Below are 26,771 nucleotides of genomic sequence, written 5' to 3' on the forward strand. Positions count from 1 at the left end.
TGCTTCATACTTCTATTTTATTCAATCATATTCCTGGCTCATGCAGAACCGCAGAACTTACCGCATTATAATGGCTATCGCATGCTTTGTGTTTGCAGCGCTTAACGCCTATAGAGTTTATTCAGGAGAATACTCAACCATGGATGTAATTCTGCTGGTCGTTTTCCTGATTTTCGGTACAATTTATTTGTTCATTATTTTCCGGAAAGATAGCCCGGAATAGGGACAGGTATAAAAAGAAAAAACCTGAAAGTCTACATTGTTCCTTCTGAACGATCAGACTTTCAGGTTCTCAACTTTTAGCCAAAGGTATCTATATTTACGCGAGTGGTTTGCAGAAGGTTATGATTGTACCGAAAAAAAATATTTTTTTTTGGTTTCAGAGTCGCGTAAACAAAATCGTACTTAGAAAGCAGCCACAAACAGGCGCTTTTATTGTCCTACCACAGTTGGAGGCGATAACACTTTCTGGAGCCTGCTTTGCCTTGATCGTTTGGCAGTACATGGTGCCTCACCCATAATGCTCCAGAGCCCTCACTGTTTTACATCTATAGCTCTTGGTGCTGTCCTGAGTTTTGTAGCCAGCACTTACATTGGATCCACGTCAGCTACTATTCTTACACCTTTGAAGTCAGCCAGCAACTTCAGGTTGAAGATGGCTTGTGCTATCTGGCCCTTAGCAGATTTCAGGTTGGTTGTCTCGCGTGGTAACTTTATATGGATCTCCTGCAGGAACAGGTTCCTAATCTTAAAAATGTAAGGTACTTCCGGTCCTAGTACCTGCTGTTTGCCCAGCCTATCGGTTAAGTCCTTGGCCAGCACAATGGCGGCATTCTCAGCCGTTTTGTCGTCAACATGCTTTACGGTAACGCGAATCATACGCGTGAACGGCGGATAACCAAAGCGCATGCGCTCCTCAATCTCGTGCTCGTACAGTGTCTGGTAATCATTGCTGCGTACCTTGTTGAAGATGGGCTGCAGCGGGTCGCGGGTCTGGATGATCACAGAGCCTGGCTTACCTTTGCGGCCAGCGCGCCCGCTTACCTGCACAAACAATTGGTAAGCCCGCTCATGTGCCCTAAAGTCGGGGAAGTTGATAATAGTATCGGCATTGAGTATACCCACCAGACTCACATTTTCAAAGTCGAGGCCTTTGGTTACCATTTGTGTTCCCACCAATACATTGGTGCGGCCGCTCTCAAAGTCAGAAATGATCTGCTGATAGCTGTTCTTCTTTTTAGTAGTGTCCAGGTCCATTCTCTGCACCTCAGCCTCAGGCAGAAGTAGTTTAAGCTCATCTTCTACCTTCTCGGTACCGAAACCCATACTTCGGAGGGTAGTGGCACCGCAGGCGGGGCAGTCGTGGGGCATGCGCTCATGGTAACCACAATAGTGGCAGCGCAGTTCGTTGTTAAACTTATGGTAGGAGAGGCTAACAGCGCAGAACTTGCACTTAGGTATCCAGGAGCACTCGTCGCAGGAGATAAAAGGAGCATAGCCACGACGGTTCTGGAACAGGATCACCTGCTCATGTCGCTTCAGTCGCTCTTCAATGTCATTTAGTAGCTTAGCCGAAAAGTGGCTGTGCATATTTTTACGCTGTTGCTCGCGGCGGGTGTCCACCAGCTCAATTTCTGGCAATTTAGCTTCGCCGAAACGCTTGGTCATATTTACCAAGCCCCAACGGCCTGTTTTGCAGTTGTAGTAGCTTTCTATAGATGGCGTGGCTGAGCCCAGTAAGGTTTTAGCACCCTGCAGGTGCGCCATCATGAGCGCTGTTTCACGGGCGTTGTAGCGTGGTGCCGGGTCGTACTGCTTATAGCTTGGCTCATGCTCCTCATCTACAATCACAAGCGACAGGTCGTGGAAAGGCAGGAAAATGGATGAACGAACACCGATCACCACCTGGAAGCGACCGGAAAGAACACCTTGCCATACTTCCGCGCGCTCGTTATCGGAGAATTTGGAGTGATAGATGCCTAACTTGTCGCCAAAAACTTTCATCAGACGCGTCACGATCTGAGCCGTGAGGGCAATCTCCGGCAGCAAGTATAAAACCTGCCCCCCGCTGTCTAACGCGTGTTTGATCAGGTCGATGTATACCTCGGTTTTACCACTGCCCGTAACGCCATGCAGCAGCACCGTCTCCTTCTCCTTAAACAAGCCCAAAATCTCATCCTTGGCCTGCAGCTGATGTTCTGACAGCGCCATAGGCAGCTGCTGCGACTCATGCTCCATCGGAAAGCGCGACACAATCTGGTCAAACTGCTCCAGTACGCCTTTTTTGATAAGGGTATTGATGGAGGAGGCTGACAGGTGTGGGTTGTTCGTTAAGGCGTTTTTTTCGATGCCGCGGTAGTTCAGATTAATGTCTTGGTGCACAGGTACAAACTGCAGGTAGTTCAGCAGCACATCGAGCTGTTTAGGCTGTGGCGTTAGCTGGTTAAAAAGCTCTTCCAGCATGCCCTCTTCCTGTACAAAATGCTCGGCAATACGCACCTTCTTCACTACTTTAGGAGAGAACTTATCACTTACCTGTTCAAAAATGATAATAGCCTCTTTCTGGATGAGCGATTTGATGAACTTGTGGTAGCTCTTGATCTGGAGCAGGTTGCCAACCTCAGTAAAAGTAAGTGCCTGATTGTTCTGCAGCGCAAAAATGATTTTCTCTTCCTGCGGCGCGAATATAATCTCGTCTTCTTCAGGGTTGTAGTGCGGGTGCAGCTGTATCCGGGACTCGCTGCTGAGCTTGAGCGCGGAAGGCAGCGCGGCGTTGATCACCTCGCCCAGGGTGCACATGTAATAATCAGCAATCCATTTAAAGAGCTTTAACTGTGGTGCCGTAATAATCGGTTTATCGTCCAGCACATCCAGAATATACTTGGCCTGGTAATCGGCCGGGGCATTTTCATGGATATCGGCTACAATACAGCTCAATACCTTTTTGGCTCCAAACTGCACAATTACCCGCACCCCTACCGATACTTCATCGTTCATCTCATATGGGATGCGATAAGTATACAGCTTGGGCAGGGGCAGGGGCAGAATCACGTCAGCAAACAGCGTAACGCGATCTGTAGCCGGCTCCGGCGGGTAATTAAAGTTCAGTAGCTCAGACAAGGGTGGTTATACTTTAGGTAATACAAAGGTCGTAAAAAAAAGACGAAAAGTGCGAAGTCATGAGTGGCGGAAGTGGGGAAGGACAAGCTATGCTTTTGTGGGAGTGGCTAAAAGCGCTATCTTAAGGGCTAGAACAAGGGAAGACACTAAAACTGAATCTATATGATAGCCAGAACTGTATACCTTGCCAGCTTATTGCTGCTGCTTTGTACTACATCCATCCTTGCCCAAACAAACACCATGCGCATAGCCACTTACAACATCCGCTATGACAATGTAAACGACACGGTAAATGCCTGGAGTAAACGCTTGCCCGTTATTGCAGACCTTGTGCAGTTTCATGACTTTGACATTTTTGGTACGCAAGAGGGACTACATCATCAGCTGCAGGGGCTAAACGAGGAACTGCCCGGCTATGCTTATATTGGTGTGGGCCGCGACGATGGCAAGCAGAAAGGAGAGTTTGCTGCTGTGTTTTACAAGAAAGACAAGTATAAACTGCTAAAGCAGGGCAACTTCTGGCTTTCTGAAACGCCCGATAAACCTGGTAAAGGCTGGGATGCTGACTTCCCGCGTGTGTGTACCTGGGGACTGTTTAAGGAGCAGGGTTCTGGATTGGAGTTTTACCTTTTTAACGTGCACTTCGACCACAGAGGAGAGCAGGCTCGCAAGGAAAGCGTGAAACTGATCCTGCAGAAGGTAAAAGATATAGCTGGAAAAGCACCTATTATACTTGCCGGCGATTTCAACTTTGATCAGAATGATGAGAAGTATAAAACTATGTCTGCCTCTGATTTAAAAGATGCTTACCACTTGGCAGGGAAGCGTTATGCCCACCGCGGTACCTTTAATGGTTTTGAGGCAACCCGAAAAACAGATGAGCGCATCGACCACATCTGGCTTAGCCCCATTTTCAGTGTTACGCGTTACGGAATACTAACGGACACATATGCTAATGGCCTCTTCCCCTCAGACCACTTCCCGGTAGTGGCGGAGGTAATGTTTGAGGTAAAGAAAAAGTAAAATAGAAGAGGCTCCCCTAAAAGGAGCTTCTTTTTATATCAAATATGATGGTTTCAAGTAAGCAATGCGTCAGTTTTTCATAAGCTGATTAATCCATTCCTTAATACAATAAAGCTTCTTATAAGGTACCAGGTTTTTAGGTATAAACAAAGTTGCTGTTAACTGCAAAGCTGAGCCTTGTTTTAGCCTGTTACTTTAGATTTAGTACTTAAGCTGTTGTTTTCTACGGCTATTGCTATATTCTGCTTTCTCATTAGAAAGGTGCTCCTGTTTATTTCCAGAGGTATTCCTTTCCACTTTTTATATAAAATGGTTGTGGTAATGATCAAAACAATGGTAAGGGTTCTAAACACATTTGAGTATGCTCCTCCGAGCGCATTATCTCCTGCACTATAAACTTCCCAAGCTAAGTTCATGAATAAGTGAAGTAGTATGGGCACCCACAAATTATAATCCCACTCTACGTACACCCACGCAAATAAAATTGCGCCTAGAAAAGTAACTAAGAATATGCCGATCAGTTCGTTGAAATTATTGCTTTGATACAAGTGAATTAGCCCAAAAAGGAGAGCTCCTAACAAAACAGAAGCTATAAAGCCTTGAGATGTATGTTTGTAAAGCTGCCCAAATAGGAAGCCACGAAAGTAGAGTTCCTCGAAAAACGCGGCAGCCAGAATAGAAACCAGTAAGGTGTTTAGCTTTATGTCTGGGTTAAAATCAAAAAAGAAAGCAAACCCTATGAACATTGGTAATGTACAGACTACAGCAAATACCAATGCTTGCAAAAAGCTCTTGTTTAGGCCCAAATTGTGAAAGAACTTATTCCTTTTGCTAATTAAAAGCGTTCCAGCAAATATTGGAATTCCTACGATGAGATAAGCAACGATATGGCTTATACCGAATTGCTCGATAACTTCATTTATCGAGCCTCTAATACTTTTAAAGTAGACATCATCGAAAATGAAGTGTATTCCAAATGCCACAACTGTAACCAAAGTAACTCTTAATGACCTATCCATAACCATTCTGTTTATTGAAGTATAGGAATTTCCTATATGATTATACAGATGCTGCATAATAAAGAAAGGTTGCCTGACAGGTTAAGTGGCAAAGGATGTAGGTTGCATCAGCTATGTAAAGTTGTGCTTTACAACTGTTAGAGTATAGTTAGCAGAGGTGATTTAATGGTAATGTAATACTTAATCAATTTAGAGGCTGTAATGTGCTTGTGTAGCGTCAGCAAGTTTAGCTGTTACACTTTATTACTTGCTGTTTTTCCAATCCCAAACCACAATACTCCATGCAGTTTGGTCAGGATCTAGATAGGAATGTACTTCTTCAAATCCAACTCTGTTATGGGCTTTGAGTGAACGCAGATTTGATTTTGCTATTTCTGTTATTGCAAAATCGTATTTTTCGGAGTAGTGTTGTTTGTACGTCAAATAACAGTCTCCAAATATTCCCTTCCCCCGGTAATCCTTATCCACACATACCTGTCCTACAACCATGTAATTGTAAGCTGACACAACTTTACCTCTAAACTTGATGTTGTCAAATACCTCGAACATGGGAAGTAATATTGGTATATCAAACCTTGATTCTTTCGTCATCGCCAAGACATAGCCCACTACCTTTTCTCCATCTTTGGCAATTACATGCTTTTCGATTTGATTGAATCTCTGTAATACTTCCAGGCTATGGTCTACTGTTACAAAACCCTGGCTTTCTATTTCTCCTTCAGGTAAGCCTATTTTCAAATTTGCCTTTTGCAAAGATAAGATTCCTTCTAATTCTGTATCGTTCTCAGATGTCTTATAAGTTATCATGTTTCTTATTTAAATAACAGGTAACCATAGTGTATAAGTAAGGCCTCCGGTTATCTGTAGAAACTAACAGATAACCGGAGGCTTAAAATATTTTACTTCACCTGAGACTTATCCACTCGTGTCGGTGTATCCTCGCCGTTTACTACGCCCTCCGATGCCAAGGCTATGGCTCTGATCATATTGGTCAGGTGCTCCATGTTTAGCTGCTCCAGCTCATCATTTACCGTGTGATAGGTCTTGTCCTGGTCGATCTGCACCGAGGAGATGGTGTGTGCAGGAACCCCTAAGCGGGCCAGGGTAGCGTTGTCGGAACGGTAAAAGAGGTTTTGCTCTGGGTAAGGGTCAGGGTGGATGCTATAGGTGGTTCCTTCCAGCCTTTGCTGCATTAACTGGCCCAGGTTAGAACGCTCAAAGCCGGTGAGGTAGGCGCTGTTGGGTCCGAATTTAGAAGGTTTGCCTACCATCTCAATATTGAACATGGCCACAATCTGGTCAGGGTTAAGCTGCTCAGAAAAATGCTTGGAGCCAAAGCCACCCATTTCCTCTGCCGTAAAAGCAACGAAGAGAAGCGTGCGCTCTGGTTGCGCTTGCTTCTTGTAGTATTCAGCCAGCAGCATCATTGCGGTTGTGCCGGCAGCATCGTCGTCGGCACCGTTGGCAATGCTGTCACCATCTACAGGTGTTTGTATACCAATATGGTCATAGTGGCCCGAGAACACTACATACTCATTCTTGCGCTTTCCCTCGATCATGCCTGCAACATTTGTTAGCTGCAGTTGCTCAATTTTATTCTCGATCTCAATGCTATACTTTTTCGGGCTTAGCTGGTCGGTCAGGATAAAGACTTTACTGTTGCCATCCCCCAGCTCTTTTTTTACACTGCCTTGCCCCATGTAGTGCTGGTAGCGCTCAAATATTTCCTGGTGTTTCGGGTGCACCAGTACCAGCACGTCCTCCTGCTCGTTTTTAAGTGCCCTCAGTACATTTCTGAAGTCATCATCTTCCCCAATCTTCATCACCTTTTGTTTGCCCTTGTGCTTCCACTCCAGTTCTTTTTTATCTGTGATGGCAAAGATGTGCTCAGGCTGGATTTTTGATTTATTCAGCTTAGCTTCTTTTTCTACCGGAGCAACACGGTACATTCCAAAACTTTGCAACAGGTCATCTTCACCTGGAATTGGCTGCAACCCTATCCGCTGAAATTCGCTTTGTATAAACTTAGCCGCTTTATCTATGCCAGGCGTAAACGAGGCACGGCCCTCCATGTCGTCGGCGCTGAGGGTGGATACGATTTGGGTAACTTTGTCTTGCGTAATGGTGCCCAGCTCTTGTGCCGAAGTTGTTGTGGCAAATCCGCAGGCAAGAGCCAGCGCGGTGAGTTTCAGTTTCATGAAGTATGACTATGGATTTGAGAAATAATTGAGAATATTGGTGGCACAGGCAGGTGATGCCTCTGCAAAACAAATATACCATTTCTATGAACAATAGCACGGGGATAAACTGGCTGAGACTGCTGCAATATGTAGTACTCGTTTCAGCAATTCTATACTTCGGGAGCACACTGTTTATACCGTTGAGCTTTGCCCTGCTCATTAGCTTTGTGCTCTACCCTGTTTGTTTGTGGCTGGAGCAAAAAGGTCTACCACGTTGGGCGGCTATTTTACTGTGCCTTTTGCTTTTGATTGTGTTAGTAGGCGGGCTTGTTTTTTTATTGGTGCGCCAGGTGCTGCGCTTTGGACAGGAGTGGCCTCAGCTACAGGCGAAAATTGGTGCGGCTTGGGGTGATATCAGCTCTTATATAGAGCATCGATTCGGTGTAGATACGACCCAGCAGGTAGAGTGGCTTGAGACAATGGCTACTGATGTGGCTTCCTCAGCTTTTAAAATGGTGCAGGGGGTGGTATATACTTCGGCTGTTTCGCTGGTGCTCTTTGTGCTGATTCCCATTTATGTGGCCCTTATACTTTATACCCGTGAGACACTGGCCAAGGCCTTGTTCTCTTTCTTTCCGCAGCAGGAGCATAGCAAAATCAAGCAGATTCTGCACGAAACCATTATCACCTACTATAACTTCATCAAAGGTATGGCCATCGTATACCTGGTGGTGGGCGTCTTAAATAGCCTGGGGCTTTTTATTATTGGAGTGCCGCATGCGATTTTCTTTGGCGTAGTGGCTTCTGTACTAACTTTTATACCATATGTGGGCATAACCATTGGAGCCATACTCCCAATGACGGTTGCCTGGATAACCTACGACTCACTTTGGTACCCAGCTGGAGTGGTGGCAGTATTTGCGGTAGTACAATACCTGGAGGCTAACCTGATTTTCCCCTGGGCAGTCAGTGCGCGCCTGCAGGTTAACATGCTCTTCACTCTATTGGCTATAGTAGCAGGTGGCATACTTTGGGGTGCTTCAGGTATGATTCTGTTTATTCCCTTCCTGGCCATATTTAAACTAATTGCTGATAAGAATGAAAGTATGCGGCCTTTTTCGTTGCTTTTGGGTAGTGGAAAAAAGGTGGAGAAGTAAAGCAAAGTATGTAACCTCTCGTAAAATTGAAAGTAGGAGCCAGGTTTAAGAGATGTGCATCAAGCAAAAAGAGGGTGTCCTAAAAGGGCGCCCTCTTTGCGTTTATCCGGTTGCTATTGTTTTTCAGGCGGCCATGTAGAGAACGGCTCGTCTCGGGCTGAAAAAGGCGGAAAAGTGGTCCAGCAAGCAAGCATGAGCCGCGGTCGGCTGTTTCAGCGCGCCAGAGAGGCCGGAGGCGGCCCTTTCCAGCGCCTCTTCGAAGGCTTTTACTCCCTTTCGGGCTACTTTGCGCAGGTTATGGGCCACAGCGGCCAGGCCAAAGTCCACCTCGGCTTTGGCCAGCGTGCGCAACCTAAAGCGGGTGAAGCGGTTGTTGCTCTTGACCTGCCCAAACACGGCCTCGGGCTCAATGGCCCTTTGCCTGCGGTGGCGCACCCCCTCCTCGCTCAACAGTAGCTCCCGGGCCTTTGCCTTCAGGCGCTGGAGCCGGTGGTTGACCTCGATGACTCTGTTGCCCTTGCCCCTGAAGCACTGCCCTCTTAAGGGGCAACTCTCGCACCGGCGGGCCTGGTAGCGGCTCACCTGCGAGACATAACCCAAGTCAGATGTACGCTCGTACTGGCCCACCTGCTCCAGCCGCTGGCCCATGGGGCAGACGAAGAAGTCCTCCTGCTGGTTATAGTACAGGTTAAGCGGATGGAAGATGTCATTTCGGAACTTGCGCTTCTGCTCTTGATGGAAGTAGTTGTACTTGACATAGGCCTGGATCTGCTTATCCTCGAGCCAGGCGTAGTTCTGCTCCGAGCCGTAGCCGGCGTCGGCCACCACTTCTTTTGACTGCTGCTGGTAATGCTCCTGGAACTGCTGTAGGTGGGCAATCAGGGTGGCCGTGTCGCCCGGCCGCTGGTGCAAAGAGAAGTTGGTGATCAGCTGGTTCTCCGAGCTGATCTGCACGTTGTAGGCCGGCTTCAGCTGCCCGTTCTTCATGTGGTCTTCTTTCATCCGCATGAAGGTGGCGTCCTCGTCTGTTTTGCTATAGCTGTTCCTGTCACCGAGCTTCTCTAACTGCTCCTCGTATTTTTGTAGTCGCGGCAGGTGCTCTTTTTCCAGTTTGGCCACCTGCTTGCGGGCTTTCTTGTCCAGCTCAGCCACGTGCTCGTTGAGCTTTTGAATCTCCTCTTTGAGCCGGTGGGCGTCCACCTTCTCGGGCAGCCGCTCCTGGGGCGCTTTCCTGTCTTCTTTGATGGCCTGGCCGATGTCACAGAGCACGCTGCGGATCTTCCGCTCCAGCTTTTCTTTGTTCTTCTCCACTGAGCCCCGCCACACGAAAGTATAGCGATTGGCGGCTGCCTCTATCTTGGTGCCGTCCACGTACTGGGTCTCGAGGCTCACATACTCCAACCGGTGCATCAGGCGCACCACCTGGGCGAAGAGCTCCTGGACCTGGTTTTTGAGGCGACGGCTTCTAAAGTCATTGATGGTGCGGAAGTCGGGGGTGCTGCCGCCCGAGAGCCACATGAAGTGGATGTTCTCTTCCAGGGCCCGGGCAATGCGGCGGCAGGAATAGATGTTGTTCAGGTAAGCGTAGAAGAGCACTTTCAAGAGCATCCGTGGGTGGTAGCTGCTCGTGCCCCCGCCTTTATAGGTGGCTATGATGCGGTCGATGTTGAGCTCATCGACCACCCGGTCCACGAGCCGCACCGGGTGGCCTTCCGGGATGCGGTCTCCGATGCTTTGGGGGAACAGGACCACCTGGTGGCCCGGCTGCTCCTTGAAAACAACGTTGCGCCTTTTCATGCCTACTAAAATAGCAAAAGGCGAATAAATGAAAAAGGGACTGCCCTTTTTGGACAGCCCCTTTCCTTATCTAAAGTCTATGCCTTATTCTTTTGTCTTATCAGAGTCTGAAGACTTGGTAGGCTCTGTTTCTTCCTCACCATCGTTAGCAGTCTTGGCTTTTTTGCCGCTAGACTTCTTCGACGTGAAGGTTAGTTTCTCTTCGCCTTCCTTGTAGTCCACCTGGATTACGTCTCCCTGGTTTATCTCCGCTTTCAGAATCTCCTCAGCAATCGGATCTTCGATATACTTCTGGATCGCTCTGTTCAATGGACGCGCACCATACTTCGGATCATATCCTTTCTCGGCCACAAAGTCTTTTGCTTCTTTTGTAAGCTCGATAGTATAGCCCAGTGTTTCCACACGCTTGAACAGCTTGCCAAGTGACAGCTCGATGATCTTGTGCATATCCTCACGGTTAAGTGAGTTAAACACGATCACGTCATCCAAACGGTTCAGGAACTCTGGAGAGAACGTCTTCTTCAGGGCGCTTGCAATAGTACCTTTCATGATGTCGTCCACGTTCTCTTGCTTTGCCTTCGACATGAAACCGATACCGGCACCAAAGTCTTGCAAATCACGGGCACCGATGTTCGATGTCATGATGATGATCGTGTTGCGGAAGTCAACCTTACGGCCTAGTCCGTCAGTCAGGATACCATCATCCAGCACTTGTAGCAACAGGTTATATACATCCGGGTGCGCTTTCTCGATCTCATCCAGCAATACTACAGAGTACGGCTTACGACGGATCTTCTCGGTCAGCTGGCCACCTTCTTCGTAACCAACGTATCCTGGAGGCGCTCCCACCAAGCGAGATACACTGAATTTCTCCATGTACTCACTCATGTCAATACGTACCAGCGAATCCTCTTTATCGAACAGGTATGTGGCCAGCACTTTTGCAAGCTCTGTTTTACCTACACCTGTCGGACCAAGGAACACGAAGGAACCGATTGGCTTCTTAGGATCTTTCAAGCCAACACGCGTACGCTGGATGGCTTTCACCAACTGCTGTATCGCTTTATCCTGGCCGATCACTTTGCCTTTCAGCTCTTCGCCCATGTTCAGAAGTTTTACACCTTCGTTCTGAGCGATACGCTTTACTGGAATACCTGTCATCATGGCAATAACTTCTGCCACATTTTCCTCTTTTACGGTATAGCGCTTCTTCTTGGTCTCTTCTTCCCAGTTGCGCTTCGCAGTGTCAAGCTGGTCGATGAGCTTTTTCTCCTTGTCGCGTAGCTGTGCAGCCTCCTCATACTTCTGGCTCTTCACCACACGGTTCTTCTCTACCTTGATGTTCTCGATCTGCTCTTCCAGCTTCAGGATATCATCTGGCACCACAATATTATTGATGTGCACGCGCGCGCCTGCCTCGTCCAAAATATCGATCGCCTTGTCTGGCAAGAAACGGTCGCTCATGTAACGGTCAGAAAGCTTCACGCAGGCCTCAATTGCCTTATCGGTGTAGTTTACGTGGTGGTGATCCTGGTACTTGTCCTTAATGTTGTTAAGGATTTCGATGGTCTCCTCCGGTGTGGTAGGGTCCACCATAACAATCTGGAAACGACGGGCCAAGGCACCATCTTTCTCGATGTACTGGCGGTACTCATCCAAAGTAGTAGCACCGATGCATTGGATCTCACCACGAGCAAGCGCAGGCTTGAACATGTTAGAGGCATCCAGAGAGCCAGACGCTCCACCGGCACCAACGATCGTGTGAAGCTCGTCGATGAACAGGATTACGTCTGGAGACTTCTCCAGCTCGTTCATCACCGCCTTCATACGCTCTTCGAACTGGCCACGGTATTTTGTACCAGCTACCAGCGAGGCAAGGTCCAAAGTAACTACACGCTTGTTAAACAGCACGCGGCTTACCTTTTTCTGCACAATGCGCAGGGCCAGACCTTCGGCAATGGCGGTTTTACCAACACCCGGCTCACCTATAAGGATAGGGTTGTTTTTCTTACGGCGGCTCAGTACCTGTGCCACACGCTCAATTTCCTTTTCACGACCTACAATTGGGTCCAGCTTATCATCCTCGGCCAACTTGGTTAAGTCGCGGCCAAAGTTATCGAGCACCGGAGTGCGCGATTTCTCTCCTGGCTTCTTGCTTGTAGAGCTGCCAGAGCGGGAAGATGAGCTACCAAACAGTTTGTCTGAATCATCAGAATCGTCAGTGTCTGACGACGCCAGCGGATTATTGCTATGATAATCCAAAGAGTCTCTTATTGCTTCGTAGTTCACGTTGAATTTCGCTAAGATTTGTGAAGAAATATTGTCTTCATCCCGAAGGATGGACAACAAAAGATGCTCTGTGCCTATAATATCGCTCTTGAAGATCTTTGCCTCCAGATACGTTATTTTGAGCACCTTTTCGGTCTGCTTCGTCAGAGGGATACTGCCCGTTATGTTGCTGCTTTGCGATGCTGTATTTCGTGTAGCCTGTTCTAAAGCGTACTTTAATTCATCTATCGAAACGCCAAGCTTCTTCAGCAAAGAAATGGCCGTACCTTCTCCTTCCCGAATCATACCCAGCACCAAGTGTTCGGTGCCGATGTAGTCATGGCCGAGCCGGATTGCTTCCTCCCGGCTGAGCGAGATGACCTCTTTTACTCGGTTTGAGAATTTTGCTTCCATGTATACTATACTCCGTGTATTCTATTTAAGTCCGAAATGTTATAACTGATTGATCCTACAGTTGATACCTCTTATCAACAAGCATTTTAGTACAAATGTTCAGCTTGTAGTGCGCCATTACTGAAGGTAAGAAATTGACGCTGGACCTTGTGTAAACAACAAGTCAATTATACTAAGCTCTTGTACAAATTGTTTGCCAAATACTTGTGTATATGGTTTTACGTGCAAATTGTCAGTAGAGATTTTAGGATGTATCCTATTTCTGAGATCGAGCACGTTTTCAGGTGCCTGAGCCTGGTAAGCGTCCGTATAAATTAGCGGCCTGTTTAGTTTTAGTAATTTAAGATAAAGCTTTAGAAGTTCAATATTTAACTCAAACAAAAATTTCGGCTGCCGCTCGTACACCTCCTGCAGGTAATCACTGTAAAATTCAAAATATGGCGCTCGTCCATATGCTGCCTGTATGGTACGCCAGTGCACTAACTGCCACTTCTGCCTATAGTCAATCTCAATTTCCTGTATCGGAATTTTCGTTTTGCTGTTGCCCCGTAGCACGGGTACACTCAGTGGCTGCACACCCTGCGCCGTAAGCACGTGGCAGCGGTTGCGGTAGCTTTGCTTTATATAGTTTTCGTGCGCCTCTACTTGTATACTTTCAGAGCGGAGGGCATGCCAGAAATATTGTATCGGCGGGTTATATTGTGTCTCGGTAAGAAGAATCAAGAGTAGTTAGAATGTTAAAAAGTTTGCGAGTTAGAAAATGCTTTATACTTAATATGTGAGCTGCAGCAACTGCCTTATTGCTGCTAATTAAGCATGTTACATGTAATTTCATAATGCCGGAGGTTGGTTGTACATTTGCAGCTGCTTCTTGTAAATGGAAAACAATAAAAACATACCGCCTGTATATTATCCGATCTGGTTCCTGCTCAAGGGACTTTCTCTGCTGCCTCTTCCTGTGCTGTATGTGCTATCCGACTTCCTGTACTTTGTTGTGTACTACCTGGTTGGGTATCGAAAGAAAGTAGTGATAAATAACCTTCGGAATGCCTTTCCTGAAAAGAGTGTAAAAGAGATAGATCAGATCTCAAAGGATTTCTATAAGCAGTTTATGGATGTGGTGGTAGAGATTTTAAAACTCCGCTCTATGAAGGCTTCTGAAATGGAGCGCCGCATTGTTTTTACCAACCAGGAGCTTCTGGATAATTTTGTGCAGCAAGGCAAAACTGTGATTACCATGGGTTCACACTCCGCTAATTGGGAGTGGGTACTCTCTGCAGGTGCAGTACAGTTTAATTTTCCTGCTTATGGTATTTATAAACCTCTAAACAATCCATTCTTCGAAGCTTTTATGCTGAAGACCCGCAGCAAGCTGGGGGCAAAGCTGATCAAGATGAAAGACACCCTGCGTGATTTTGCTTCTAACCGTAAGATGCCACGTGTGGTAGCTATGCTTTCTGATCAGACTCCTCTTAAAAGTGAGATAACTTTCTGGACAACTTTTCTTAATCAGGATACGCCTTTCTACACTGGTGCGGAAAAGCTGTCGGAGAGATTCAAGTACCCGGTCCTGTTCCTGGATGTAAAACGGACTAGCCGTGGACACTACGCTCTCACATTTGAACAGATTACCGACGGAACTTCAGCGCTCGAGGTAACTTCAGAGACAGATTTTCCAATTACCGTAGCCTTCGCCCAAAAGCTGGAGGCAGCCATTCGCCGTGCTCCCGCTGACTACCTCTGGACCCACAAGCGCTGGAAGCATAAGCGGCCAAATTTATAGGAGCATAATCACCAGCTTTCAGCTCAAACGCTGCCTAAGTGTTGAAAGCATTCAAACAATAATTGTACTCTTTATCAACAGATACAGGTAAGAGCAGCGATCGCCTCTTTTGTTTCAGCGCTTTTAAACACACTAATTATATCTTTCTATGGTAAAAAACCATAATCATTAGATAATGTAAGAATGTGAGATTTTTGTTGAAAGCTGTTTATTAGATAAGTGTAAAACTTTCTCCATCTTATCGAAAGAGAACATGACAGTAAAGTCACTTATTCAGATAATATTTCTCCTCCTGACTTGGATTTTGACTTCATCTTTTCAGGATCCCGCCAATGCTGGAAAAATGAAGCTTTGGTACAACCAGCCCGCCTCTAACTGGAATGAGGCATTACCAATCGGTAATGGCAGGATTGGAGCTATGGTCTTTGGAACTCCTGCACAGGAAAGGCTCCAACTGAATGAGGAGACTGTATGGGCAGGAGGCCCCAATAATAATGTTAAGGCCGATGCCCAAGCAATTATACCAAAGCTTAGGCAATTGCTTTTTGAAGGGAAGTATAAGGATGCCCAGGAGTTGGCAGATAAAGAGATGACACCCTATGGCAACAGTGGTATGCCTTACCAACTGGTGGGGAATCTGCTGCTTAACTTTCCCACACATTCAAATTACGAAAACTATTACCGCGAACTTGATATAGAGCGTGCTGTTGCAACCGTTACCTATATGGTGGATGGTGTAACGTATAAGCGAGAAACTTTTGCCTCCTTTCCAGATCAGGTGCTGGTTGTACGGCTGACAGCTGATGTACCAGGTAAGCTTAGTTTTAATGCTCGCTTGACTAGCCCTATGAACCACGTGTTACACAAAGAAGAGGACCAGTTAGTACTTTCAGGAACCACAAGCGACCATGAAGACCAAAAAGGAAAAGTAAAGTTTCAGGCTCACTTAAAAGCTTTATCAGATGGAGGTAAAGTGTCTGTTAAAAAGGGGGAAGTGGAGGTTAAGAATGCCAACAGCGCCACACTCTACATTTCTATGGCTTCTAACTTTGTTAATTATAAAGACATAAGCGGTGATGCAAACAAAAAAGCATCGGCCTACTTAAGTAATGCAGTTGCAAAGAGTTATAATTCTGCTCTAGAGGCACATGTAGCAGTATATAGCGCTTACTATAACCGGGTAGCTTTAGACTTGGGTATAACAAAAGCAATAAATAAACCTACAGATATCCGCATTGCAGAATTCAGCACGACGGATGACCCTCATTTAGCTGCGTTGTATTTTCAGTACGGCCGTTACCTGCTCATCTCTTCTTCCCAGCCAGGCACACAGCCAGCAAACCTGCAAGGGATATGGAACGACAGCATGTCTCCGCCGTGGGACAGTAAGTACACCATTAACATCAACACTGAAATGAACTACTGGCCAGCAGAAGTCACCAATCTGTCTGAGTTGCACTACCCTCTTTTCGACATGTTGAAAGACTTATCCGTAACGGGCCAGGAAAGTGCCTCTAAAATCTACGGGGCTAAGGGCTGGATGCTTCATCATAACACGGATATATGGCGGATTACTGGGCAGGTGGACCCTGCCTATTATGGTCTTTGGCCAATGGGAGGTGTTTGGTTGAGCCAGCATTTATGGGATCATTACCTATTTACAGGGGATAAAGAGTTTCTTCAAGAGTACTACCCGGTGCTGAAAGGAGCTACTGAGTATATAATAGATGTGCTACAGGAGGAGCCGGAACATAATTGGCTAGTTGTGGCTCCCTCAATTTCTCCAGAAAATGGCTATGATCCAGAAAAGAAAATAGCCATAACAGCAGGGGCGACCATGGATAACCAACTAGTGTTTGACCTTCTTTCTAAAACGATGAATGCTGCTCAAATCTTGGACACAGATAAGGAATTTCAGGAGCAGCTTGCTAATAAGATTGAAAGAATCCCACCCATGCAGGTGGGGAAGCATGGGCAACTACAAGAGTGGCTGCATGATTGGGATGATCCTAACGATAGGCACCGACACGTGTCCCACCTTTACGGACTGTACCCAAGCAACCAAATTTCTCCCTATCGTACACCTAAGCTGTTTGATGCTGCTCGTACTTCACTTATCCACAGGGGTGATCCGTCTACTGGTTGGTCTATGGGGTGGAAAGTAAACCTTTGGGCACGTCTATTAGATGGTAACCATGCCTACAAGTTATTGACAAACCAACTGCGTTTGGTGACCGAGCGTGACGGCCCGGGTGGAACATACCCTAATATGCTGGACGCTCACCCTCCTTTCCAGATAGATGGCAACTTTGGATGTACTGCCGGCATAGCAGAAATGTTAGTGCAGAGCCATGATGGTGTGCTACATATTTTACCAGCGTTACCAGAAAATTGGACCAATGGGAGTGTGAAAGGGCTAAAGGCCAGGGGAGGGTATGAGGTAGATTTGTCCTGGAAAAGTGGGAAGCTTGATCGGTTAGTAGTTAAGTCTAGTTTGGGCGGTAACTGCCGCATCAGAGTACATGATCCTATAAGAAGTGATGGAACTTATAGCCTAGTTAAAGCTAAGGGCGACAATCCAAATCCATTTTACCACGTGCCGGAAGTGGTGGCGCCTATTGTTAGTCCTGAGGCAGAGCTAAATGAAGTTCTGCTAAATACATCTTATCTGTATGACATCTCCACAGAGGCAGGCAAAACTTACTCCTTCAGCCTAGAATAGTTTGGGGTTTGTTGAATGAACTTTCAAATTGAAAGGCATTTAATCAACCGTTGAAAATAAAGCCAAAGGCATGACCACCTAGTCCTAAATGGGGCAGGTGGTCATGCCTTTGGCTTTGCTTAATTATGCTTATAAATAAGATACTAACATTTAAATAAATTTGATCTGTAAGTACTATGTGACTGGCAGCAGCTAACCAAATCAAAGTACACAGCTTTGTGTGGGAAGATCAAACTAATCTGTTGCTTTTCGCTTGGGGAGGATTTGCCTAGGCATTGTCCAGGGATTATTATGCGCATACTTTTCCCATAAATATGTTCTTTTGCCGGTTCACGTACTGGAACTTGTTAAAGTTATATTACCCCATTCACTTTTATCAGCAGGTACTTAGCTAAAATATTTACATAAATCCGCCACTAATTTTCTATAAAAATGATGGCGGATTCATTAGATGAGTTTTATACTCTGCAATAAAGCTTCTCAGAATCAAGGTACTAACAATAAACAAGCTATTACCCCCTGTTTCCTCCTTTAATATTCACGATTTAGTTGCAATATTTTTAATATAGGATAAAATACCTTAACAGTTAGATAAAACTTATAAAGGAAAAGAGTTTATTATATTTTTTATTTGATTAATTAATAAGTGAGGCATTACTCATGATGTGGATTGTTTGAAATCACGTTTAAAAAACAATGATATGGAAAGAACGCTGTACCACAAGGGAAAGGCTTTAGAAACCTTTTTAAGTGTGAAAAAGAGCAAGGGCAGGTTATCGCTGTTGTTTCTAGCACTATGCACGATGCAGTACCCATTGCAGGCACAAAATTATGCAAAGGAGAGTTCAGCGCTCTCCGCTACTACAGCTTCTGAGCCTAACAGAAGAGCTTTGAATGAAATTCCGCTTTTAGCAATGCACACCACTATAACAGTAGCTAAACAGGCTTCTGCGGTAGAAGGTTATAGTGAGAATCGTTTTCAGGCCGTTACAGTCACAGGCAGGGTAACGGATGAAGCAGGTGAGGGTTTACCTGGTGTAACGATATTGTTAAAGGGCACGAACACGGGGACTGCGACAGCTGCAGATGGTCGCTTCTCTATTTCAACGCCTGACGGTAGCGGTACGCTGGTTATATCCTTTATCGGATACCAGACGCAGGAAGTGCCGGTTAATAACCGAACCAATATTGATGTATCTTTAGTGCCTGACACAAAATCTTTGAGTGAGGTTGTAGTAGTAGGGTATGGTAGACAAGAGAAAAGAGACGTTACAGGCTCTATCTCAACTATCAAGTCGGAGGAGATCACACAGCTGCCTACTGCTTCTTTTGATGCTGCTATACAAGGGCGTGCCCCAGGTGTACAAGTCGCTACTGCAAGTGGTGTGCCTGGTGCTCCTACTCGCGTGCTTATCAGGGGCACAAACTCCATTTCTTCTGGCTCAGATCCTCTATACATTGTAGATGGTATGCCAATCTCAAACGACCTGAATGGTTATGGTTCAAATAACGGTGCAACACCCCAAAACCCTATGGCTTCTATCAACCCTAATGATATTGAGTCAATAGAGGTTTTAAAGGATGCTGCAGCCACTGCCATATATGGTTCTCGGGGATCAAACGGCGTAATAATTATCACTACCAAGTCAGGAAAAGGCGGGACAGGCAGTTTTAATGTTGATTATTCACAGGGTATTTCAGACCTGACCCGCACAGCTGAAGACATAGGCTTTGTAAACAGTGCGGAATATTTTGCTTTGATGGACCAGGCGAGAGCTAATTCAGGGCTTGGGCCGTTTGACCCCATGCGAAACGTAAACCTGTTTCCTAGTCCTGGAGGCGGTGTGGCTGTTGATCCCATTACACGTGAGCAGGCAGAAAACACAAACACCGATTGGTTTGATCAGATTCTTCGCACAGGCAGTTTTCGTGATGTAAACGTGTCAGCCAGCCGAGGAGCTGAAAATCTTTCCTTCTTTACCTCAGCTAATTACCGCGAGGATGAAGGTGTTTTAAAGAATAACAAGTTTCAGCGTTTTTCTGGGCGTATCAACTTGGATTTCGAACCTGTAAAAAACCTGCGCACCGGCACAAGGCTTAATTTTGCCTACACTAATAACAACCGGGCTAAGTCTCTTGGTACTGGTATGTCAAATGGTTTTGGTTTCTCTCAGGCCGCAACATATGCTTTGCCTTGGTACCCTGTGTATCGCTTTGATGATCCTACACAGTACTGGAACCCGGTTGCATCTGTTAACCTGGCGGCGCAAAGTGATCCAAACAACATTCGTGATCAGGTGGACCAGTACAGAGGCATAGGCGGCGTGTGGGCCGAGTATTCCCTTCCTTGGGTGAAAGGTCTTTCTGTAAGATCAGAAGGGTCCTTCGATTTGATTCAGGCAAATACAGTTTATTGGGTGTCGCGTAACATCAGAAGTAGTACGGCCGAGAACGATGGCTCTTATGCACAGGAAAATGCTACTACCGTACAAAACTACAACTACAACCTGTACGCCAACTATATTCTTGATTTTGGTGAAAAGCATAACCTGAGCCTGACTGCTGGTACCGAATCTCAGCGTACATCAAGGTATAGCCGCAATATGTCTGGTATGAACTTAACAGGTTCTTACCAAGAATTAGGTAACCCTGGGTTAAGAACAGGTATGAGTGCAGGCCTAGGCGGTGAGCGCTACATACGTGCCTACTTTACCCGTGCTAATTATAAACTGCTGGATAGGTACTTGTTTGGTGTGAGCTTCCGTCGTGATGGCTCATCTGCTTTCAGCGAAGATCTGCGTTGGGGTAATTTTGCGGCTGTTTCAGCAGGTTGGATTATCTCTGAAGAGGAGTTTATGCGCTCTATTCCTTTTGTGAACTTCCTTAAAGTACGAGGTAGCTTTGGCCAGACAGGTAACCAAAGCATTCCAAGCAATGTGGATGTGATGACGTTCCGTGGAGACCGTAAGTATGGTTACGATGACATGGGTGGAAGTTTAGGTACACAAGTGTCGAATATAGGAGCGGCAGACATCACTTGGGAAACAACAGACAGTTATGACTTTGGATTAGATTTCGGAATTCTTCAAAACAGGGTGTCCGGCTCTGTTGCTTATTACCACCGAAACGTAACAGATCTGTTGTTGCAGGTTCCGCTACCTCCTTCCGTGCAGCCGAGCCAAATTTGGGCGAATATAGGAGATATGCAGAACAAGGGCTTTGAATTTAACATCTCTACTATAAACGTAACAGCTGGAGATTTCCAGTGGAGAACAAATATTAACCTTACGACCAACTCCAATAAAGTTATAAGCTTGAACCCACAGGCAGACAAGACAGGCAGCGGTATTATTGATGGCAACACGCTTACTAGAACAGGTGAAAGACTAGGCACCTGGTATATGGCAGACTATGCTGGCATAGATCCAGAAAAAGGTGTGGAGCTGATCTGGGAGCTAGACAAAGAAGTATTCGAAACAACTGGCCAAACTGTTAGAACAGGAAACACAATTCCTGCCACCATCAACAACCTGACTAACAATAGGTTCTTCCTGAAGGACAAAACAACGCTTCCAACTTATTTCGGGGGCTTCGATAACACCTTTACCTTCAAAGGCTTTGATCTAAATGCCTTATTTACCTTCTCAGGAGGAAATTACCTGTACGATAACTCTGAAAAGGCTACAAGCTATGCTGCTTACGGGCAAATGCTGTTGAGAAAAAGCCTGATAGGGAATACTTGGACTCCTGAAAACAGAGATGCTGAGTATCCTGAGTTGCGTTGGGACCACCAGTACTTGTACGACGATGAAGGAAACCCAAGCACAGGTACCAACTATAATAATGAAACACAGATACATAACAAGTATTTGTACAAGGGAGACTACATCAGATTGCGCAATGTGCAGCTAGGTTATACATTCTCTTCAGCATTTACGGAGCGCCTCAGAATACAAGGACTTCGGGTGTTTGTGTCAGGAACTAACCTTCTGACTTTCACGAACTTTCCAGGATGGGATCCTGAAGTAGTAACTAACGTTGGAAGTGGGCAGTCAGCTAACCTAAACCAAGGATTTATAAGCTCAAACCTGCCTGTACCCTCATTGAAAACATATACTGCTGGAGTTTCATTTAAATTTTAAAGTTTTAGAATCATGAGCATGAAAAATATTTCGAAACAAAGCCGTTGGATGCTTGCCATCGTTCTGCTCCTCATGTCTGTGAGTTCCTGTAAGGATGATGAGTTTTTCGAACAAACGAACCCACCCGAAACTCCTTGGCTAAACGTGAACGAGTTTGAGAGAGCCGTGATCGGAGCTTATGCTGCTTTGCTTACAGACTATTGGGGAGCCCCTATAAGTAGCCACAATTTTGTAAAGATTATTGGGTCGGATGTTACCTACTGGATTCCTGGTGAAGGAGGAAACATGGACTCAGATGCTATGTACTACCGCAAAACAAACCAGGAGACTGGCTATGCATCAGGTTTCTTTTCTACTAGTTACAGTGTTATCAACAATGTTAACGTCGCGCTTGATTTTATAGCCCAGCACAATGGAGATCCTTTCCCTAATGCTTCGCAAGCAGATAAGGAGCACAACTTGCCACGCATTGAAGGAGAGCTACTATTCCTTCGTGCTGTTACCTATCGATCTTTAGCTGCTATACACCTGCCTTGGTACAAAACAGAAGGAGGTAATGATGCACGCATCTTACCTTTGAGAACTACATTTCCAAGTACTGGAGAAGAAGCTGCTAGCTCTAAGATTGGAACAGTGGAGGAGATATGGCAGCAAATTGTTGCGGATTTGACTAAAGCGAAGGAACTACTGCCAGAGACTTACATGGCGGGAGTGCACCATCCTACTTATCAGCATGGAAGAGCAAACAAATTCGCAGCGGCAGCTATGCTGGCAAGAGTGCATTTCCAAATGGGCAACTGGGATGAAGCCATGAAAGAGCTGAATTTCGTAATCGATCAAAACGGTGGTCAGTATGACTTGAGCGAAGACCCAATAGACGCTTGGAACAAGGACTCTCCGATACGCGGCAGAGAAGTAATTTGGTACCAGTTGTTTTCTGACCCGAATGATGGGGGACGCAATTACCTTCACTATGCCAGTATAAATAAAAGCCACTACGAAGCAATGGGAGGTGGAGGACCGATTTCAACTGGTGGTAATAACAGCGTTGCCCCTTGGAACGGCTTTACCTGGAGCTACGATGCTTTAGCCCGTGTAGGTTGGATGGTAGATCCTAAAAACGGAGATTACACTGAAACAGAGGAGGCTAAAAGAGACAAGCGTTACCAACAGTTGTACTATCGTTACGAAGGCTATAAAGGCCCTCTAACACCAGAAGAGGAAGCGCTTGGTATATGGGAGGCGCGTTTCGAAGACGTTACCACACCAATGGTATGGGCAAATAAATATTACAGAGGCAACGTCGGAATCGAAACGAATGTACCCTTGCTTCGCCTAGCCGAGATGTACCTGACACGTGCTATCATTCGACACAGACAAGGAGACGTGGCAGGTGCGACTGCCGATGTGAACGTAGTTCGTGTTCGGGCGGGCCTAGATCCGCTTAGCTCAGTAACAGAGGAAGATATTCACAATGAACGCATCAAAGAGATGCACCAGGAAGGCGACCGCTTAGATTACTTGCGAGCACTCCACTTGCCAATTCCTCCGGGAGATCGTGATCCAAGCCAGCCATTTAGTACTATTGAGTATCCGTACACGGAGTATGCCTGGTCCATACCACAGCGTGAGAAAGATCTAAATGCGGGTTATACTGGATTATAAAATGTAACCTGGTAAGAAAAGAAGCGGTAAGAGCAGCCCGTAAGTTGCTCTTGCTGTTCTCTTCATTTCCAATTGCTTTTATAGCATAAATGATTGAAAGAGAATACAATCTTAAAGCATATGCCTTACAAACTACAGGCTTACTTGCCCTTATTGTGTCTAATGTTAAGCTTCATGCTTCCTTTTGCCTCCATAGCGCAAACAAGTGAGCGTCTGAGAACGCTTGTGCTTACAGATATCGAAAACGAACCAGACGATGCTCAGTCTTTGGTCAGGTTCCTGACTTACTCCAACCAATGGGATGTGGAGGGAATAATTGCTACCACATCTACCCACTCAAAGAGCAAAATAGCCGATTGGCGTGTTCATGAAATTCTAAAGGCTTACGATAAGGTGCAGCCGAACCTGCTTAAGCATGAAAAAGGCTTTCCTCCCTATGCAGACCTTAAAACCAAAGTTAAAAAAGGTTTACCCGTTTACGGAATGAATGGTGTTGGTGAAGGCAAAGATTCTGAAGGCTCTGAGTGGATTATCAGTGTGCTCGAAAAAAACGATGACCGGCCTGTTTGGGTGCTGGTTTGGGGTGGTCCCAATTGCTTGGCACAGGCCCTTTGGAAAATAAGAAAAACTAAAACACCAGCTGAAGCAGAAAAGCTATACAAGAAAGTAAGGGTGTATACCATTTCAGATCAGGATGATTCCGGCCCCTGGATACGTAAGGAGTTTCCTAACCTTTTTTATATCTGTAGCCCAGGTTTCGATGCAAAGGGTGGCTACCATCATGCTACCTGGACGGGGATCTCAGGTGATACATTTTTGGGCCGTTTTCAGGGAGCTAACAGAGAGGTTATCAGTAAAGAATGGTTACGGGAGAACATACAGGAAAACCACGGTCCGCTGGGAGCAGAGTATCCTGATGTGGCATATCTTATGGAAGGAGACACACCTTCTTTTTTGTACTTGATTTCTAATGGCCTTAATAACCCTGAGCATCCAAACTACGGAGGCTGGGGTGGAAGGTATGAGTTCTACAAACCCAGATCACAGAAATGGTTTTCCCAACCTGAAACCCGCCCAATTTGGGCAGATGCTGTAGATGAGTATTTCTCGCCAATTGATAGCCACTACCACACAAGTAATAAAGTAACCATCTGGCGTTGGCGTGAAGAATTTCAAAATGACTTCGCAGCCCGCATGGATTGGTGTGTGAAAGACTATAGGCAGGCGAATCATCCTCCTGTGCCAGCATTGGCTCATACAGAAAATCTATCAGCAAGATCAGGAGAAGAGGTAAAGCTAAGTGCCAAAGGAACCACCGATCCTGACGGGCACGAACTGACTTACCAGTGGTTTCATTATCCTGAGCCAGGCACATATGCTTCTTATGAAGGAGCTATAAAAGTAGAGCATGCGGATGCCATGGAAGCAAAAGTAAAGGCACCCCATGTTGATGCTCCTGAAACGGCACATTTTATCTTGAAGGTTACAGATAAAGGCAGTCCAAGGCTAACACGCTATAAACGGGTTGTCCTGCACATTCAGCCAGCCAAGCAGCAGGTTGAATAGCTACAGTATGAAACGCACAGCTTGACTAGAGTTTGTGTAGAAAGTAAAACGATAAGCCTTTCAGGTTTACTATTTAAAAGACCGGTAAAAATGAGGAAAGGAAAATTTCAGCTGGCCATATGCCTCTTGCTTCTATTAAGTGTGTGTGACTTACGTGCACAAACAAAGAACAAGAAAAAAATAACAGATCTACAGAGACGAACAACTACCGTCTCAGCGCAAGATACTGTGCCACAGATGCAGTGGTTTAAAGAAGCAAAACTTGGCATCTTCATTCACTGGGGAATCTACGCTGTGAACGGCATACCCGAATCTTGGTCTTTTTACAACGGCGAGATATCGTACAATGACTACATGAAGCAACTAGATGGGTTTACTGCAAGTAAATATGATCCGACGGCTTGGGCAAGTCTATTTAAGGAAGCTGGGGCGAAATACGCTGTTCTTACCTCGAAGCACCATGATGGGGTGGCGTTGTGGGATACAAAGTTGAGCAAACTGAATGTGGCAGACAGTACACCAGCTAAACGTGACTTGATAGGTCCTTTCGTAAAAGCACTTCGTGAAAAAGATCTGAGAATAGGCTTTTATTTCTCTCACCTGGATTGGTCTCACCCAGACTACGCCTCAATCCGCTACTCCAGCGACGACACAAGAGAAGATTTAAACTCGTTTGCTTTCCCGCCTGTGGGGAAAGAGGATCCTGCCCGTTGGGAGAATTTCCTGGCTTTCCATAGGGGGCAGTTAAAAGAGTTAGGCAGTCGCTACAAGCCAGATATCTTCTGGTTTGACGGAGACTGGGACAGAACTGTAGAGCAATGGCGCTTCAAAGAATTGCGGCGGCAGCTGCACGAGTGGGTGCCTGGGGTTATATTAAACGCCCGCATGAAAGGCTATGGCGACTACAAAACGCCTGAGCAAGGTGTGCCTGTCATACAACCTGATGGGCCATGGGAGCTGTGCCTGACTATTAACGACTCCTGGGGCTACCAAGGCCACGACCAAAATTATAAGTCAACACGGCAGCTTCTGCGCATTTTTACTGAGGTAATTGGTATGGGCGGAAATCTTTTGTTAGACGTAGGGCCTAAAGAAGATGGCACTATACCAAAGCCACAGGAGGAGCGCTTACGCGAAATAGGTAAGTGGATAAAGAAGCATGAGGAAGCAGTGTATCCAACAGTAGCAGGTTTGCCGCTAGGTCACTTCTATGGGCCAACTACCCTCTCAAAAGATAAGAAAACTATTTTTCTGTACCAATATGATATACCCCGCGATAAAATATACCTGAAAGGGGTGCGGAACAAAATTAAGCAGATAAGAGTGGTGGGGCAAGAAGGCAATATAGCATACACACGAAATGGAGGCGCGCACTGGGTTAATATACCAGGAGTGCTGCTGATAGATGTGCCGCAAAACATGCTCGATGAATACACCACTGTTATTGCTGTAGAGCTGGAGGGGGAGTTGGATCTATATCATGCTGCCGGAGAGGCGGTTGAAGTAAACTAGGAGAATCATATACAACTGTTAACCTGGAAAGGTTGGCACCTAAACAATATTCATGTTTAAGCTAAGATTTTCACTCATTCTAAGTATCCTTTATTTATTTATACTGTCCAAAACCTATGGGCAGGAGCAGATAGGCATCTGGATGAAGTTTGACAAAAGCTTTACAAGCGGAAAGAACTATGACAATCCGCTTTATGATGTCAACGAGTTTAAAGTACACCTTACCTCCCCCTCAGGCAGAAAGAAAATGGTGAACGCATTTTGGGATGGCGGCACTACCTGGAGGTTTCGCTTTGCGCCGGATGAGTTAGGTGACTGGTCTTACACCCTGTTTGCTCTGATGAAGAAAATAAAGGGCTGCATCAGGTACAGGGCTCCTTTACCTGTGTTCAGAACGAAAGCA

The 26,771-nt window shown here is 45.9% G+C and carries 15 protein-coding genes and 2 pseudogenes; 10 read left to right on the plus strand and 7 right to left on the minus strand.

The genetic code is table 11. From position 1 onward, the window contains the following. Positions 1 to 40 precede the first annotated feature (40 nt). Entirely contained in the window at positions 41 to 223 is a 183-nt protein-coding gene (locus PKOR_RS12330; RefSeq protein WP_148561681.1) for a hypothetical protein, read from the plus strand. Positions 224 to 588: 365 nt separating this feature from the next. On the opposite strand, the gene priA is transcribed toward PKOR_RS12330, so the two are convergent. Further along, complete coding sequence (priA, locus tag PKOR_RS12335) at positions 589 to 3,120, minus strand: replication restart helicase PriA (RefSeq protein WP_046311100.1); 2,532 nt, start codon at positions 3,118 to 3,120, stop codon at positions 589 to 591. Positions 3,121 to 3,282: 162 nt separating this feature from the next. Between priA and PKOR_RS12340 the strand changes: the two genes are divergently transcribed. After that, the gene (locus PKOR_RS12340; protein ID WP_052738837.1) at positions 3,283 to 4,143 is read left to right on the plus strand and encodes an endonuclease/exonuclease/phosphatase family protein; all 861 of its coding nucleotides are present in this window, start codon (positions 3,283 to 3,285) and stop codon (positions 4,141 to 4,143) included. A gap of 182 nt (positions 4,144 to 4,325) precedes the next feature. Here the strand turns inward: PKOR_RS12340 and PKOR_RS12345 are convergent, their stop codons facing one another. The 3 genes from PKOR_RS12345 to PKOR_RS12355 all read right to left on the minus strand — a co-directional run bounded on the left by PKOR_RS12345 (position 4,326) and on the right by PKOR_RS12355 (position 7,360). Further along, complete coding sequence (locus tag PKOR_RS12345; RefSeq protein ID WP_052739122.1) at positions 4,326 to 5,162, minus strand: CPBP family intramembrane glutamic endopeptidase; 837 nt, start codon at positions 5,160 to 5,162, stop codon at positions 4,326 to 4,328. A gap of 243 nt (positions 5,163 to 5,405) precedes the next feature. Further along, positions 5,406 to 5,969, minus strand: a complete 564-nt coding sequence (locus PKOR_RS12350; RefSeq protein ID WP_046311105.1) for a GNAT family N-acetyltransferase — start codon at positions 5,967 to 5,969, stop codon at positions 5,406 to 5,408. Between the two features lie 92 nt (positions 5,970 to 6,061). Next, positions 6,062 to 7,360, minus strand: coding sequence for a M20/M25/M40 family metallo-hydrolase (locus PKOR_RS12355; RefSeq protein ID WP_046311107.1), 1,299 nt, complete (start codon positions 7,358 to 7,360; stop codon positions 6,062 to 6,064). An 86-nt stretch (positions 7,361 to 7,446) separates the two neighbouring features. Here PKOR_RS12355 and PKOR_RS12360 point away from each other — a divergent pair, with 86 nt between their 5' ends. Next, complete coding sequence (locus PKOR_RS12360; RefSeq protein WP_046311109.1) at positions 7,447 to 8,499, plus strand: AI-2E family transporter; 1,053 nt, start codon at positions 7,447 to 7,449, stop codon at positions 8,497 to 8,499. 273 nt (positions 8,500 to 8,772) lie between these two features. Here the strand turns inward: PKOR_RS12360 and PKOR_RS12365 are convergent. The 3 genes and pseudogenes from PKOR_RS12365 to PKOR_RS12375 form a co-directional block, all read right to left on the minus strand. Further along, positions 8,773 to 10,296 (minus strand): annotated as a pseudogene (locus PKOR_RS12365) (IS1182 family transposase); the annotation flags it as partial. A gap of 84 nt (positions 10,297 to 10,380) precedes the next feature. Continuing rightward, positions 10,381 to 12,978 (minus strand): ATP-dependent Clp protease ATP-binding subunit, encoded by a 2,598-nt coding sequence (locus PKOR_RS12370; RefSeq protein WP_046311110.1) that lies wholly within the window; start codon positions 12,976 to 12,978, stop codon positions 10,381 to 10,383. 117 nt (positions 12,979 to 13,095) lie between these two features. After that, positions 13,096 to 13,701, minus strand: a complete 606-nt coding sequence (locus tag PKOR_RS12375; protein WP_046311113.1) for a WbqC family protein — start codon at positions 13,699 to 13,701, stop codon at positions 13,096 to 13,098. 154 nt (positions 13,702 to 13,855) lie between these two features. Between PKOR_RS12375 and PKOR_RS12380 the strand changes: the two genes are divergently transcribed. From PKOR_RS12380 to PKOR_RS26185, 7 genes and pseudogenes are all read left to right on the plus strand, one after another. Then, complete coding sequence (locus PKOR_RS12380; protein ID WP_046311115.1) at positions 13,856 to 14,761, plus strand: lysophospholipid acyltransferase family protein; 906 nt, start codon at positions 13,856 to 13,858, stop codon at positions 14,759 to 14,761. A gap of 343 nt (positions 14,762 to 15,104) precedes the next feature. Continuing rightward, the gene (locus PKOR_RS12385) at positions 15,105 to 17,483 is read left to right on the plus strand and encodes a glycoside hydrolase family 95 protein (RefSeq protein WP_235336196.1); all 2,379 of its coding nucleotides are present in this window, start codon (positions 15,105 to 15,107) and stop codon (positions 17,481 to 17,483) included. A gap of 701 nt (positions 17,484 to 18,184) precedes the next feature. Further along, positions 18,185 to 21,625, plus strand: coding sequence for a SusC/RagA family TonB-linked outer membrane protein (locus PKOR_RS12390; protein WP_052738838.1), 3,441 nt, complete (start codon positions 18,185 to 18,187; stop codon positions 21,623 to 21,625). Positions 21,626 to 21,643: 18 nt separating this feature from the next. Beyond that, positions 21,644 to 23,290 (plus strand): RagB/SusD family nutrient uptake outer membrane protein, encoded by a 1,647-nt coding sequence (locus PKOR_RS12395; protein WP_158453768.1) that lies wholly within the window; start codon positions 21,644 to 21,646, stop codon positions 23,288 to 23,290. 174 nt (positions 23,291 to 23,464) lie between these two features. After that, the gene (locus PKOR_RS12400; RefSeq protein WP_235336217.1) at positions 23,465 to 24,856 is read left to right on the plus strand and encodes a DUF1593 domain-containing protein; all 1,392 of its coding nucleotides are present in this window, start codon (positions 23,465 to 23,467) and stop codon (positions 24,854 to 24,856) included. 90 nt (positions 24,857 to 24,946) lie between these two features. Beyond that, positions 24,947 to 26,368: an alpha-L-fucosidase gene (locus PKOR_RS12405; RefSeq protein ID WP_084694780.1), complete on the plus strand. Its 1,422-nt coding sequence runs from the start codon at positions 24,947 to 24,949 to the stop codon at positions 26,366 to 26,368. A 142-nt stretch (positions 26,369 to 26,510) separates the two neighbouring features. Next, positions 26,511 to 26,639 (plus strand): annotated as a pseudogene (locus tag PKOR_RS26185) (DUF5060 domain-containing protein); the annotation flags it as partial. Positions 26,640 to 26,771: the final 132 nt, after the last annotated feature.

Source organism: Pontibacter korlensis (assembly GCF_000973725.1).
GTDB lineage: Bacteria > Bacteroidota > Bacteroidia > Cytophagales > Hymenobacteraceae > Pontibacter > Pontibacter korlensis.

Coding starts and splice junctions, on each gene's coding strand:
- PKOR_RS12330 (WP_148561681.1), top strand. CDS start 41: ATGCAGAACCGCAGAACTTACCGCATTATAATGGCTATCGCATGCTTT.
- PKOR_RS12340 (WP_052738837.1), top strand. CDS start 3,283: ATGATAGCCAGAACTGTATACCTTGCCAGCTTATTGCTGCTGCTTTGT.
- PKOR_RS12345 (WP_052739122.1), bottom strand. CDS start 5,162: ATGGATAGGTCATTAAGAGTTACTTTGGTTACAGTTGTGGCATTTGGA.
- PKOR_RS12350 (WP_046311105.1), bottom strand. CDS start 5,969: ATGATAACTTATAAGACATCTGAGAACGATACAGAATTAGAAGGAATC.
- PKOR_RS12355 (WP_046311107.1), bottom strand. CDS start 7,360: ATGAAACTGAAACTCACCGCGCTGGCTCTTGCCTGCGGATTTGCCACA.
- PKOR_RS12360 (WP_046311109.1), top strand. CDS start 7,447: ATGAACAATAGCACGGGGATAAACTGGCTGAGACTGCTGCAATATGTA.
- PKOR_RS12370 (WP_046311110.1), bottom strand. CDS start 12,978: ATGGAAGCAAAATTCTCAAACCGAGTAAAAGAGGTCATCTCGCTCAGC.
- PKOR_RS12380 (WP_046311115.1), top strand. CDS start 13,856: ATGGAAAACAATAAAAACATACCGCCTGTATATTATCCGATCTGGTTC.
- PKOR_RS12385 (WP_235336196.1), top strand. CDS start 15,105: ATGAAGCTTTGGTACAACCAGCCCGCCTCTAACTGGAATGAGGCATTA.
- PKOR_RS12390 (WP_052738838.1), top strand. CDS start 18,185: ATGGAAAGAACGCTGTACCACAAGGGAAAGGCTTTAGAAACCTTTTTA.
- PKOR_RS12395 (WP_158453768.1), top strand. CDS start 21,644: ATGAAAAATATTTCGAAACAAAGCCGTTGGATGCTTGCCATCGTTCTG.
- PKOR_RS12400 (WP_235336217.1), top strand. CDS start 23,465: ATGCTTCCTTTTGCCTCCATAGCGCAAACAAGTGAGCGTCTGAGAACG.
- PKOR_RS12405 (WP_084694780.1), top strand. CDS start 24,947: ATGAGGAAAGGAAAATTTCAGCTGGCCATATGCCTCTTGCTTCTATTA.